This window comes from Marinomonas sp. CT5 (assembly GCF_018336975.1).
Classification (GTDB): Bacteria; Pseudomonadota; Gammaproteobacteria; order Pseudomonadales; family Marinomonadaceae; genus Marinomonas.
Map to the genome: position 1 here is coordinate 4,644,131 of NZ_CP025572.1, position 13,739 is coordinate 4,657,869.

Below are 13,739 nucleotides of genomic sequence, written 5' to 3' on the forward strand. Positions count from 1 at the left end.
ACAGTGCCTCAACATACCTTTCCCTCATTTGGCAGATGAATTCTGGCTCTTAGCCCACCCAATGGACTGTCTTCTAAAAAGAATGTCCCTCCATGAGCTTCGGCTACGCTGGCCACAATCGATAATCCCAAGCCAGAACCACTGAGCCCCTTTTCCAAACGATGAAAACGCTCTAAGGCTTTTTCTCGCAATTCAAGAGGAATACCCGAGCCGGCATCATCAATCATAATGTCGATACCAGAAGAATCGGACTGCAAACGAATCTCGACCTGATTTTGCTCAGGCCCATAATGCACCGCATTGTCCAAGAGGTTTCTGACTGCCTCCCGTAAACTGATGGAATCCCCAATAAACAGTGGTAAGGGTTGCTCGCATTGATAAGAAAAATCGATCGCGCGATGAGCATTACCCCGAACGCACTCGGTTAACAGTTGCTTCATCAGCTCTTCTAGGTTCATCTGTTCACTGACGTCTGTATCAGCACGATGCACCACCATAGCGTGAGCCAACAACTGATTGGTTAAACGCGTCAAACGTTCATGTTCTTGCCGAATTTTGTGTAGATGTTCGGGTAAATCAGCCAAATTTTGACTTTGGCTAGCGATGTCTAGCTGAGCTTGGGTCGCACTTTGTGCGGTGCGAATTTGATGGCTGGCATCAGCAATGAAACGTTTCATAACAGCTAGGTTAGATAACAATTGCGCTTGGTAGTCGTTAATCGCACTCACCAAAGGAGACACTTCTTGAATGGGAGTGGGTTGAATGGGTTCGGCAGAAAGTAGTGAGTGAGACGCCAAGCTTTTTGAGATCAAACTTAGTGGTTGAAGTGCACGGTTTATGGCGACCCACAAGACAATCATCACACAGACCATAATACCGAACAGAACGGCAAAGCTGCGATATAAAATATCCGTCATCATCTCATGTCGAGCCCTAAGTGTTTGCGCCAACACCACAGTCACCCAGCCAGACACAGAAGGCTCAGAAATCCTTTTGTGACGAATCACCACCCGCACGTCCTCAGATAAATAATGAGCATTATAAAAAGAGATCGGCGATTCTACGTTTAATTTTGCAGGCAAAGGCATGTCTTGATAACCCGTAATAAGCTCACCTTGCGTACCTAACGCCTGATAAAATACTTTATCGTCATTCGCAAGTTGCATCATCTCGAATGCCGCATAAGGTAAATCCAAATCCACTTGTTTATCATAGACATGCAACCCTTCCATGATCGACAAACTGGCGCTATTGAGCAATCGATCATAAGAGTAATTGGCGGATTGACGGGCATAGTGCCAAACCCCAATACTTAAAATCAGGAAAATCGACAGCAACAACAAGGCTGATCGGCCTAACATTCGAGAACGGATTGAATAACTTTGCTCAGTCATCAACATGGGCCAAATACCCTAGACCACGAATGGTTTTAATGATTAACGTCGAACCATCTAGCTGTTTTCTTAATCGAGTCAGTGTTTGCTCAATGGCATTAGGAGTGTAGGCTTCGTCATAACTATAGAGCCGATTCGATATATCATCTTTGGTCAGTACACGGTCCAAGTTCTTTAGAAAAAGCTCCAATAACTGTAACTCTCTTGGACGCAAATCTAAAACAACGTCTTGCACTTTGGCGGAATGAGCGGCCAAGTCATACACCAAATTACCGCACTGTATTTCATTACTAGCACCACCACGCTCACGTCGATAAAGCGCACGGCAACGTGCTGCTAACTCACGGAAATCAAAGGGTTTGGCCAAGTAGTCATCGGCTCCGAAATCTAACGCACTGACTCTATCATCCACTTCCGTGCGAGCGGTCAAGACCAAAACAGGTATACGATTTCCCTGATTCCTTAGGTTTTGCAAAAGTTGAAAGCCACTTTTTCCGGGCAAATTAATGTCCAAAATCAGCAAATCAAAATCGTCAAAAGACAGACCGGCTTCGGCTTTCTCAACCGACCCAACCCAATCAATAGGGTGGCCTAAATTCCTAAAATACACACGAATCGAGTCAGCCAAACTCTCATTGTCTTCGATCAATAACATACGCATGACGGAACCCTATCTCATGTCTTGTCAGGTTAGTGTCAGTTTGAAAGAGTAAATTTAAAATCCACTGTGCAGTCTTGTACAGCAAATTAAAACAAAAAGAAATTTGGAGAATAATAAATGAAAGCCAAAATTGCCTCTCTATTACTAGTGGGCGGCATGACTGCCGCACTAAATGCTAGCGCCTTTGAACCTTCCAAACCGACCTGTATCGCCCCAGCTAAGCCCGGTGGCGGTTTCGATTTAACTTGCCGTATCCTTTCAACTGGCTTTGCCAAAGCCGATATCACCAAAATTCCAATGGCCGTTACCTTTATGCCAGGTGGTGTGGGTGCCGTTGCTTACAACTACATAAACTCTACAACGCCAGATGATCCAAACAAGCTAGTTGCGTTTAGCTCAGGCTCATTGCTCAACATTGCCCAAGGTAAATTTGGCAGAGGTCTAGACGAAAACGACGCTCGTTGGGTTGGCACGGCCGGTGTTGACTACGGAGCCATCATGGTTCGTGCTGATGCACCATGGAACAACTTAAAAGAGCTGGTCAGCGACATCAAAAAAGACCCAAGTAAATTCGTCTTGGGTGCAGGTGGTGGCGTAGGCAGCCAAGATTGGATGAAAGCCGCGATTATCGTGAAATCCGCGGGCATTGATCCTAAGAAAATGCGCTATGTTGCCTATGAAGGGGGCGGTGAAGCCATTGCTGCCCTATTGGGTGGTCATATCAAAGTTTACCCAGGTGACGTAGGTGAAATGAAAGGCTTGGTTGAGTCAGGCAAAGTAAAAGTGCTTGGCATCATGTCCCCAGAACGCTTAAAAGGCGAATACTCTAACTACCCTACCGCTATTGAGCAGGGTTACGACGCAGAATGGACAATCCTTCGAGGCTATTATTTAGGGCCTAAAGTGTCTGATGAAGCCTACAACTATTGGGCAAATCAGTTCAAAAAAGCCTACCAAAGCCCAGCTTTTGAAAAAGTGGTAGTGGATCAAAACTTGGTGCCTTTCACCATGTCTGGTCCAGCGTTAGACAGCTACATCAAAGAACGCGTTGGTTACATGCGCGGCTTAGCAAAAGAAGCTGGCTTAATTAAATAATACGTCGTGAATTGAGGCGAAAACATGTTATATGACCGCATTTTTGCGGGCGCATTATTGGTGCTGTCTGGGCTAATTGCCTGGACAGCTTACCATTTCGATGTCCCGTTTCAGTATGAGCCCCTTGGTCCAAAGGCATTCCCAATCATTTTATCCGCTGTGCTCGCTATCTGTAGCGTACGCCTAATCGTAAAACCGGATGCTAACGCTTGGTTACCTAACAAAGAAATATTGATCAAAATTGTCTGTGGTCTTGTGGTTATGGTGGCGTATGCGCTCCTCTTTGAAGAAGCGGGCTTCATCCTCGCTACCACAATTGTGGGATCTATTTTCAGTTGGTTATTTGGCGAAAAGCCTCTGAAAGCCTTTTTGTATGCCCTTGCTTTAAGCTTGGTCAGCTATTTCTTACTAGCCGACTTGATGGAGCTTAATGTTCCAACAGGCCTACTGTTCGGAGACTTATAATGGACGTTTTACAGTATTTATCGATAGGTTTCTCGGTTGCCTTCACGCCGCTTAACTTGGGATTGGTCTTAGCGGGCTGTTTTTTTGGCACTTTAATTGGTTCATTACCAGGTATTGGACCTATCAATGGTGTTGCCATCTTATTACCTTTGGCCTATTCCATCGGTTTACCGCCAGAATCAGCACTCATCTTGTTGGCAGGAGTCTATTACGGTGCCGAATATGGCGGCCGCATTTCCAGTATCCTGCTTAACGTTCCAGGTGACGCGGGCGCTATCATGACCACTTTAGATGGTTATCCAATGGCTAAACGCGGTGAAGGTGGAAGAGCATTGGCGTTATCCGCCGTTTCTTCTTTCTTTGGCAGTATGGGGGCTTTGTTACTTATGGTGATCTTCGCACCATTACTTAGCCGCTTAGCCATTGAATTTGGCCCATCTGAGTATGTTTGGTTGATGATCTTTGCCTTTACGTGTTTGGCAACTATGGTCGGTAAACGCCCAATCAAAACCATCGTTGGTGTGGTTATTGGCCTATTATTAGCCACCGTAGGTATCGATTCAGGTACAGGCATTCTGCGTTTCACCATGGGCATTCCCAACTTATTCGATGGCGTAGACTTTTTAGTTGTCGTGATTGGCATGTTTGCCATCAGTGAAGTACTGATCCTCCTTGAAAGCTGGGCTCGCAACGATTTAAAAATGACGCCCGTTGGTAAAAGTTTTATCACACTATCGGATATGTTGGCCGTTAAATGGGTGGTGTTGCGCTCCACGTTATCTGGCTTTTTAATTGGGGTGTTACCCGGCACAGGGGCTTCTATTGCCAGTGCGGTGGCCTACGGGACAGAGAAACGTTTCGCAGAAGGCAATAATGAACACTTTGGCGAAGGTGACATTCGTGGTCTTGCTGCGCCAGAAGCGGCGAACAATGCTTCTGCGGCAGGCTCTATGCTACCTATGTTGACATTGGGTATTCCAGGTAGTGGCACTACTGCGATTCTATTAGGTGCCTTGTTAATGTTTAACATCACACCGGGTCCGCTACTGTTTGAGCAACAACCACAAATTGCGTGGGGTCTGATCGCCTCCATGTTCATTGGTAACATTGCGTTACTGATCATGAACTTACCGCTTATTGGCCTGTTTGTTCGCTTACTGTCTATTAAGCAGTCTTACCTTGTCCCTATTATTGTTATGCTGACATTCGTTGGTATCTATTCCATTCACGGAGATACTTTCGACTTGTTCTTTATGATTGTATTGGGGATCTTTGCTTTTATCTTGCGCAAGCTGGGCTTTTCTCTTGCTCCTGTCATTTTGGGCTTGGTACTAGGCGAAGTATTGGAAGAAAACTTACGTCGCGCACTGTCTATCAGTGGCGGTGATTGGTCAATTTTACTTAACGGTACTATGACTTATATCTTAGCGTTCGCAACCGTAGCCGCTCTGGTTGCTCCTAAGTTGATAAAAAAGTTTAAAAAGTAATAATCAAAACGAACTAAACTCGTTTACGTAAAAAGCCTTCATGGTCAATCTAACCATGAAGGCTTTTTTATTATTTGCCATTTAATGAAGCAAAGCTTTAATCAAGCTCACGGGCATTGATATAAGCTCTCTCAGACACTTCGTGCCAGGCTCTAACCTTGCCATTAAACTCTTTAAAAGAGTCGTAGACTTTTTGACTCATAGGGTCAGCAGCGGCCACTTCATCTAATGTCTCTGCAGAGGCTTTTTTCAATGCCACTAACACCTCTTTAGGAAAGGCTTTAAAAACAACATGGTGTTCATTCACTAAGGTTTCTAGTGCGGCATTATTACGAGCCGTAAATTCGTCCAGCATGTCCGCATTCACATCTCGAGTGGCGGCACGTACGATCAGCTGAAGATCTTTTGGCAAGGCCTCAAACGCGTCCTTGTTGTAAATAGCTTCCATAGTAGAACCGGGCTCATGCCAGCCTGGGTAGTAATAATACTTAGCGGCTTTATACAAACCAAAAGCAAGATCATTGTAGGGCCCCACCCATTCTGTCGCTTCAATCGTACCGGTTTGCAGTGCCGTAAAGATCTCACTACCGGGTAAATTAACGGGCGTACCACCGACTTTTTTCAATACCTCACCGCCCAAACCAGGCAGACGCATTTTTAAACCTTGGAAGTCAGCCAGTGAATTGATCTCTTTATTAAACCAACCTCCCATCTGTACCCCTGTATTACCAGCCGCCATTGGAATCAGGTTAAAAGGCGCGTAGGTTTCTTCCCACAACTTCAGGCCGCCACCATAATGCAGCCAAGAGTTCATTTCTTGTGCGGTGAAGCCAAACGGTACCGCCGAGAAAAACTGTGCAGCGGGTGCCTTACCTTTCCAGTAAAAAGCACCACCATGGCCCATTTGCGCTGTACCACGAGATACCGCATCAAATACTTCAAGCGCCGGAACCAACTCACCGGCCGCATAGACTTTGACCACTAAGCGTCCATTAGACATAGCGGTAATATTTTTCGCTAAATTTTCGGCAGCTGTACCTAAACCAGGAAAGTTCTTCGGCCAAGTTGTGACCATTTTCCAATGAATAACGTCTGCTGCTTTATCAGCCTTTGCTGTTTCTTTCTCTTCCGACCCACCACAAGCAACCAAACTTGCCGCAGCTAAACCGACCAAAGCCAGTTTTCCCCACATTTTTATTGTTCTCATTGATTATCCCTAAAAGACTGAATGACTTTATTCTTATGAAACGCCTTGCGTGATGACATAAATACAGCAAAAGTAAGTCGAACAACCCACTTTATAGCCGTAACTTATTTACAAAGCGTTTTTAATAGTATGAATTGAAATATCAAGGCTCAAGACTTTTTGGGTTTTATTTTTAAATAGTATTTATTAGTCGAACAATTAACGCCCTATAAGCAAATAAACTTAAAACTTCAGGCTAGTCAGCGCATCTGTCGCTTCCCACTCGGTTAATGCTCCAAAACCGAACCTAAGGTAACCATTCTGTTTATGATTAAAGAAATATGGATTTAAAGCTAAATCTGTAAGATCCAACTGTGATGAATCCCCTAAATTCAGCCAAAAAGCTAAGCCTCCTGCAGGAACATGGAAACTAACCCTGTCACCAAACAGCCGATTTAGCTCCGTAATACAGTGATCACGACGGGCTTTATAGAGTTTTTTACATTTCCTAATATGACGCTTTACTTCACCTGATTCTAATAATTCAGCCAAGGCAAGCTCTGTTAACGTATTACCTTGTCTATCAATCATTAAAATCTCCTGCACGGCTTGTTTTATTAATTCAGGATGCGCCACTAAATACCCAACTCTAAGCCCTGGGGCAAATACCTTTGATAACGAACCTATATGCAGCACCCGTTCGGCACCAGGTAAACTCGCTAATGGCGGTATAGGCCGGCTGTCAAAATGAAATTCATGATCATAATCATCTTCCACTATGTAAAAGCCGTAACGAATTGATAGCTGCAGTAATAATAAACGCCGCTCCATCACCATAGTGACGGTAGTAGGATAATGATGATGAGGGGTCGTATAAATAGCCGCTACTTTGTGATTAGCCAGTAATTTTTCTAGATGTAAAACATCAAGGCCTTTACTGTCTGTTTTGCAACGTAATATAGTGAAACCAGCCGCTTCAAAAGCAGCCAACGCAGGAGCGTAAGTAAGCTCCTCAAATATCATTACACCATCAGATGGCTTAATAATACGGGATGCCAAGTAAATGGCCATCTGACTTCCTCGAACGGTACAAATATTAGCTGTCGTCAAATGCAGGTAACGCTCCTGAACAAGCATTCTCTGTAAGGCGCTACGTAATTCTATCGTTCCCTGAGCATCCCCATAACCCAAATATTGCTTACGACTGGCTGCAATTAATGCCCTTCGATACGCCCTTGCTAATAACTCATAGGGAATAAGGCGAGCATCTGGAATGCCGTCATTATCTACGTTTGTACAACTGTCCAAACTTAACGAAGTAGGAACAGCCTCAATGTCTACCGTAGCAGTACGTGTCACTAAATGTTGATACTGTTCTGATAAATGTTGCTCCGGCAATCGTGCTGAAACAAAGGTTCCGCGTTTTGCTTCAGCCACCAGCCAGCCTTGTGCAATTAGTTCGTCATACGCCACTTGAACCGTCTTACGATTTAATCCCAATATAGCCGCTAATGATCGCGAGCCAGGTAAAAGAGCACCAGACTCTAGCCGCCCATTTAAAATGTCCTCTATAAGTCTATTGACCAACCGAGCATGAGTCGTATCACCAATACTATTCTCTAACCACAACTGCGTTTGCCATGGACGTAGCATAACCCTTCCTCTATCTGGACCATTACTAATTGTAAATCTGGATGTTATCTCTGGTCCAGATTAGTTTTATTCTGCCTACTCAAGCATGAACTAGGAGTTAAAACACGATGAAAACAGCACACCTAGATAAACAACAACTGATGGCTAATGCGCAACAACAAATGGATCGATTGGTAAATGAAGGTCAATTTAGCGACAGGCAAAAGCTGGCCTTAACTTGTCGTATTTTATATGAGCACGGTCATGATGCAGGTTTAGCAGGACAAGTCACTGCCCGTACTGAATCCGGCAATACATTTATCACACAACAATTCGGACTAGGATTCGATGAGATCACCGCTGACAATTTGCTGGAAGTAAATCAGGATTTGGAACCTATCGATCAACAAGCAATGCCAAACCCCGCCAATAGATTCCACACCTGGATTTACCAACAACACCCTGAAGTGAATTGCATTATTCACACTCACCCAACTCATGTAGCAGCACTGTCTATGCTCAAAGTTCCGCTGATGGTTGCACAAATGGATATCTGCAGTTTATTTGATGACTGCGCCTTTTTAAGTGATTGGCCAGGAGTTCCTGTTGGTAATGAAGAAGGCATCATTATTTCTAATGCTCTGGGTAAAAAAAGAGCCGTTTTGTTGGCCCATCATGGTCAGCTAGTTGTAGGTAAAACCATTGAAGAAGCCTGTAATCTCGCATTGATGATTGAGCGCGCAGCACGATTACAGCTACTAGCAATGGCTGCTGGACAGATTCAGCCTTTACCGACTGAATTAGCAAAAGAAGCCCATGACTGGCTAACGACTGACCGCCGTAGCAAGGTCAACTTTGCGTATTACGCTAGAAAAGCACTGAAGTCCCACCCTGAATCCATCTAAGGAGATGAAAATGAAACTAACAGGCATTATCGCGTACCCAATTACCCCTTTTACTGTAGATACTAATCAACCCGATTTAGAGAAACTGGGACAAAGTTTAGAACTACTGTTACAACATGGCTGCGATGCTATAGCTCCTCTAGGCAGCACTGGTGAAAGCGCATATTTAAGCCTTTCCGAATGGAAAGAAGTCGCAGAACATTCAGTCAAAATTGTAGCGAACCGAGTACCAGTGATTATTGGTATTTCAGAGCTAACAACAGAGCAAGCTATTAATAAAGCGCGTTTTGCAGCTCAGATTGGTGCCGATGCTATTATGGTGATACCTGTGTCGTACTGGAAACTCACAAACGAGGAAATCTTCAGTTATTATGAGGCTATTGCGGCAACAGTGCCCTTACCAATTATGATTTACAATAATCCGGCTACCAGTGGTGTAGATATGTCGCCTGAATTAATCGTCAAAATGTTTAAGGAAATTCCTAACATCACCATGGTAAAAGAAAGTACTGGTGATATTCAGCGAATGCACAAAATACATCAATTATCAGCTGGCGAGTTACCTTTCTACAATGGTAGTAATCCATTAGCTTTAGAAGCCTTATGCGCAGGAGCTAGTGGTTGGTGTACTGCCGCCCCAAATTTATTGGAGACATTACCAAAAGAGCTTTATACCTTAATTAAAGCGAATGATCTTCAATCTGCGAAAGACTGTTTTTACCGTCAATTACCTGTACTAAGCTTTATTGTTGCTGGCGGATTGCCTAAAACAATTAAAGCAGGCTTGGCGTTAAAAGGCCTTCAAGTCGGCGAGCCTCGTAAACCTCTGACGGCTGCTAATGAGAAAGACAAAGCTACATTAGCAAAATTACTAAGTATTTAATTTCATATATAAAAAAAGCTCCGTTATCAAAAGTAACGGAGCTTTTAACTGTGCTAATCGACTATCAAGCAAAAACGCTTAGAAGCTTAATCGTCTGCGCGTGCATTGATATAAGCTCGCTCAGACACTTCATGCCACGCTCTGACTTTAGAACCAAACGCTTTAAATGAGTCATACACTTTCTGACTCATTGGGTCCGCGGCCGCCACTTCTTCTAGCGTTTCTGCTGACGCCTTTTTCAACGCTAATAGCACATCATCAGGGAAAGGTTTTAAGGTGACGTTGTGTTCGTTTACTAATGTCTGCAATGCTGAATTGTTCAACGCAGTGAATTCATCGAGCATTTCCGCATTAGCTTGGCGAGTCGCGGCGCGCACAATCAGCTGTAGATCTTTTGGCAAGGCTTCAAACGCTTCCTTGTTATAGATCGCTTCCATGGTAGAACCTGGCTCATGCCAACCTGGGTAGTAGTAGTATTTGGCTGCTTTGTACAAACCAAATGCTAAATCGTTATACGGACCCACCCATTCTGTCGCATCGATGGTTCCAGATTGCAAAGCCGTAAAGATTTCACCACCAGGAAGGTTAATAGACGTACCGCCCACTTTCTTAAGGACTTCGCCTCCCAAACCAGGGATACGCATTTTCAGGCCTTGGAAATCCGCCAAAGAGTTAATCTCTTTGTTGAACCATCCTCCCATTTGTACGCCAGTGTTACCCGCTGCCATTGGAATCAAATTAAACGGCGCGTAGATTTCTTCCCACAGTTTTAAACCACCACCATGGTGAATCCATGAATTGATTTCTTGTGCCGTGAAACCAAAAGGAACCGCGGTAAAGAACTGAGCCGCTGGCGCTTTGCCTTTCCAATAATAAGCAGCCCCGTGACCCATTTGTGCGGTTCCACGAGATACCGCATCAAACACTTCTAGCGCAGGAACCAATTCACCTGCGGCATACACTTTTACATTAATACGTCCGTTGGACATTTCATTAATGCTTTTCGCTAAGTTCTCAGCCCCTGTGCCCAACCCCGGAAAGTTCTTAGGCCAAGTTGTTACCATTTTCCAATTAATGACTTCCGTTTTCTTTTCCGCCTTTGCGGTTTCTTTTTCTTCAGATCCGCCACAGGCTACCAAAGTAGCCGCGGCCAAACCGACCAACGCCAGTTTGCTCCACGATTTTATTGTTATCATTGAATATCCCTCAGGAAGCTAATTACATTTATTGTTATTAAGCTCAGCGTTAAAATAAGAAAAGTACAACCCTAATTGCACATGGACTAAGCCGATATATTAAGGAAAAAAAGCGGCCTATAATTCACATTTTATGCACTAAGTGTTTGAATAGTATGAATTGCGCTGCCAGTGCTCAAGCCCTTTTTGATATTTATTTTCCTGCTGATTCTGAGATCTATTCTTAAAAAAAACAAAAAAGCTCCGTTATCAGAGATAGCGGAGCTTTTAGTCGTATTAAAAAATAAAATAAGCCCTGCTATCACGCGACAACAGGGCTTATTGGGATCGTTATTTTTTATAGTAAGAAGATGAAATTAGTCCGTCGCACGAGCATTAATAAACGCTCGCTCGGAAATATCATGCCACTCACTAACAGAGCTTAAAAAAGCAGTGAAAGAGTCATAAACCTTTTGGCTCATAGGATCATTAGCTGCGACTTCTTTTAGTGTTTCATCAGAGGCCACACGCAAGGCTTCCAATAGATCTTTCGGGAATTTTTTCAACACCACATGATGGTCATCAACCAAAGTTTTCAGTGCCGCATTATTACGCGCAGTAAACTCGCTCAACATATTCATGTTGGCTTGTTGTGCAGCAGAACGAACAATATCTTGTAGGTCTTCTGGCAACGCATTGAAAGCGTCTTTGTTAATCAAAGCTTCAACCGCTGAACCTGGCTCTTGCCAACCTGGGTAATAGTAGTATTTCGCCGCTTTGTACAAACCAAATGCTAGATCATTGTATGGACCTACCCACTCAGTCGCATCAATCGTACCCGTTTGAAGCGCGGTGAAGATTTCACTACCAGGAAGGTTAACCGTTACAGCGCCCACTTTTTTAAGCACCTCGCCACCCAAGCCAGGCATACGCATTTTCAAGCCTTTGAAGTCTTCTAGCGAATTGATTTCTTTGTTGAACCAGCCACCCATTTGTGCGCCAGTGTTACCTACCGCCATAGGAATGATATTAAAGGGTGCATACACTTCTTCCCACAGCTGCAAACCGCCGCCGTAAGTCAGCCAAGAGTTAAACTCTTGCGCTGTCATACCAAAAGGTACAGACGAAAAGAACTGTACTGCCGGCGCTTTACCTTTCCAGTAGTAAGCTGAACTGTGTCCCATTTGTGCTGTGCCACGAGACACGGCATCAAACACTTCCATAGCAGGAACCAATTCACCTGCCGCGTAGACTTTAATATCTAAGCGACCGTTAGACATTTTAGTGATGTTTTTCGCAAGCTCTTCAGCACTTGTGCCCAATCCAGGAAAATTCTTTGGCCAAGTTGTGACCATTTTCCAATGAATTGTCTCTGTTTTCTTTTCAACTTTTGCTGTTTCTTCGGCTTTCTCTGATCCGCCACAAGCGACCAAAGACAAAGCAAACAAACCAGCGAATGCCAATTTGCCCAATACCATTAAATTACGCATTATTTTCCCTCAGGGAGCCAGTTACTTTTTTAACAACTTAGATATTGAATCTAGGTGAAATGTGTCTGAGACATGAGAAAGTGATGAGGAAACACCACCATCCATGGAGATTGGATCAATAAAGACATTAGCAAGGTGCCGTCCTTTATCGCCTTTTTATTATAAGATCAGACAGAAAATTGCCCTTTTACCGCATGAAACAGTAAAAGGGCAGAAGATGATAAGAATTGTCGGAATCTTGCTCAACCCTTTTTTGCAATTTATTGAGACTTATTTTACTGAGTCGTAAGGTTTGGCGAGTAATTCCACGACATCCGTTGACCACTTTCTGCCGATTGTTCTGCCAAACCAATCAAGTAAATCAAATGACAGGCCTGTTCCATAGAAACTGGTGCGTCACCTTTACCTAAAATGGCGTCGCGTAATTGCGCATAAAATTCATCATAATGACCTTGTGTCGCTTCCTCTTGAATGCTTTCAATATTATCTTCGGCATGGGCGACAAAACGGGTGATTTTTTGCTGGGTGGCTTGTGAAGGAAAGTCATCTTGCCATGGCATTTGCCCGGCTCGTAAAGCTTCTTCTTGTGGGTCTAACCCCACACATTGCCAGCTTCCCTTAGTAAAGCGAGCATTAAAGCGACGCATTTCACCCGCTTCAAACGGCGTAGAGGCTAAACGAATACGTTTGTTATCGTAACCTAACTCCACCTCAAACCAGTCATGAGTTTGACTCCCCTCACGCACCTTATCAATGCTGGCATGCAGCCACTTAGGTGTACCAAATAGACTTAATGCCTGATCCAGTAAATGCGGTCCAAGATCCCAAAAAATGCCAGTACCAACACCCGGCTCTTCTCGCCAACGAGCTTGTACTGTGGGACGAAAACGATCGAAACGAGAATCCAAATGCTTCAGCTTCCCTAATTCACCACTTTCAATTAACGCTTTAAGGCGTAAAAAATCCCCATCAAAACGACGGTTCTGATACACGCAAAACACCAAGCCATTTTGTTTCGCGAGGGTACACAAGGCTTCAATCTGAGATAAGCGAGTAACAGAAGGCTTTTCCAACAACACATGTTTACCGTTTTCTAACGCTTGTTTTGCTTGATCAAAATGCAACACATTTGGCGTAGTAATCACCACCAAATCCACATCCGGCGCCGCAAACACAGACTCCGCAGACGATACCACCGAGACATCAGGCAGGATCGCCCTCACCTCATCTGCTTTCGAACTGCAAACATACGCCATCTCCATGTCAGGATCATTCATCACAAAAGGCGTATGAAACACCCGCCCCGACAAACCAAAACCAATCAAACCAACACGAATCGCCATGCCACACTCCTTTTCAACTAAAT

The 13,739-nt window shown here is 44.1% G+C and carries 12 protein-coding genes; 5 read left to right on the forward strand and 7 right to left on the reverse strand.

Features of this window, described 5'->3' with window-relative positions; all coding sequences use genetic code 11:
- Positions 1–8 precede the first annotated feature (8 nt).
- Positions 9–1,400 carry a sensor histidine kinase gene (locus C0J08_RS22050; protein ID WP_212653998.1) on the reverse strand — a complete coding sequence of 464 codons (1,392 nt, stop codon included), beginning with the start codon at positions 1,398–1,400 and terminating at the stop codon, positions 9–11.
- Complete coding sequence (locus tag C0J08_RS22055) at positions 1,387–2,055, reverse strand: response regulator transcription factor (RefSeq protein ID WP_212653999.1); 669 nt, start codon at positions 2,053–2,055, stop codon at positions 1,387–1,389. Before C0J08_RS22055 ends, C0J08_RS22050 begins: the two co-directional genes overlap by 14 nt.
- A 117-nt stretch (positions 2,056–2,172) precedes the next feature.
- Here C0J08_RS22055 and C0J08_RS22060 point away from each other — a divergent pair, with 117 nt between their 5' ends.
- Genes C0J08_RS22060 through C0J08_RS22070 form a run of 3 tightly spaced genes read left to right on the forward strand, consistent with a single transcriptional unit; the run spans position 2,173 to position 5,102 of the window.
- Entirely contained in the window at positions 2,173–3,150 is a 978-nt protein-coding gene (locus C0J08_RS22060) for a Bug family tripartite tricarboxylate transporter substrate binding protein (protein WP_212654000.1), read from the forward strand.
- A 24-nt stretch (positions 3,151–3,174) separates the two neighbouring features.
- Positions 3,175–3,615 carry a tripartite tricarboxylate transporter TctB family protein gene (locus C0J08_RS22065; RefSeq protein ID WP_212654001.1) on the forward strand — a complete coding sequence of 147 codons (441 nt, stop codon included), beginning with the start codon at positions 3,175–3,177 and terminating at the stop codon, positions 3,613–3,615.
- Entirely contained in the window at positions 3,615–5,102 is a 1,488-nt protein-coding gene (locus C0J08_RS22070) for a tripartite tricarboxylate transporter permease (RefSeq protein ID WP_212654002.1), read from the forward strand. The genes C0J08_RS22065 and C0J08_RS22070 overlap by 1 nt, the downstream gene beginning before the upstream one ends.
- Before the next feature lie 97 nt (positions 5,103–5,199).
- On the opposite strand, the gene C0J08_RS22075 is transcribed toward C0J08_RS22070, so the two are convergent.
- Both C0J08_RS22075 and C0J08_RS22080 read right to left on the reverse strand, forming a co-directional pair.
- Positions 5,200–6,309 carry a TRAP transporter substrate-binding protein gene (locus C0J08_RS22075; protein ID WP_212654003.1) on the reverse strand — a complete coding sequence of 370 codons (1,110 nt, stop codon included), beginning with the start codon at positions 6,307–6,309 and terminating at the stop codon, positions 5,200–5,202.
- 222 nt (positions 6,310–6,531) lie between these two features.
- Positions 6,532–7,941: an aminotransferase-like domain-containing protein gene (locus C0J08_RS22080; RefSeq protein ID WP_212654004.1), complete on the reverse strand. Its 1,410-nt coding sequence runs from the start codon at positions 7,939–7,941 to the stop codon at positions 6,532–6,534.
- Positions 7,942–8,048: 107 nt separating this feature from the next.
- Between C0J08_RS22080 and C0J08_RS22085 the strand changes: the two genes are divergently transcribed.
- On the forward strand, positions 8,049–8,825 hold the full coding sequence (locus C0J08_RS22085) for an aldolase (protein WP_212654005.1): 777 nt from the start codon (positions 8,049–8,051) through the stop codon (positions 8,823–8,825).
- Between the two features lie 10 nt (positions 8,826–8,835).
- Positions 8,836–9,708: a dihydrodipicolinate synthase family protein gene (locus C0J08_RS22090; protein WP_212654006.1), complete on the forward strand. Its 873-nt coding sequence runs from the start codon at positions 8,836–8,838 to the stop codon at positions 9,706–9,708.
- Positions 9,709–9,794: 86 nt separating this feature from the next.
- Here C0J08_RS22090 and C0J08_RS22095 read toward each other — a convergent pair whose 3' ends face one another.
- The 3 genes from C0J08_RS22095 to C0J08_RS22105 all read right to left on the reverse strand — a co-directional run bounded on the left by C0J08_RS22095 (position 9,795) and on the right by C0J08_RS22105 (position 13,716).
- Entirely contained in the window at positions 9,795–10,904 is a 1,110-nt protein-coding gene (locus C0J08_RS22095) for a TRAP transporter substrate-binding protein (protein ID WP_212654007.1), read from the reverse strand.
- Between the two features lie 356 nt (positions 10,905–11,260).
- The gene (locus C0J08_RS22100; protein ID WP_212654008.1) at positions 11,261–12,373 is read right to left on the reverse strand and encodes a TRAP transporter substrate-binding protein; all 1,113 of its coding nucleotides are present in this window, start codon (positions 12,371–12,373) and stop codon (positions 11,261–11,263) included.
- A 275-nt stretch (positions 12,374–12,648) separates the two neighbouring features.
- The gene (locus tag C0J08_RS22105; RefSeq protein WP_212654009.1) at positions 12,649–13,716 is read right to left on the reverse strand and encodes an oxidoreductase; all 1,068 of its coding nucleotides are present in this window, start codon (positions 13,714–13,716) and stop codon (positions 12,649–12,651) included.
- Positions 13,717–13,739: the final 23 nt, after the last annotated feature.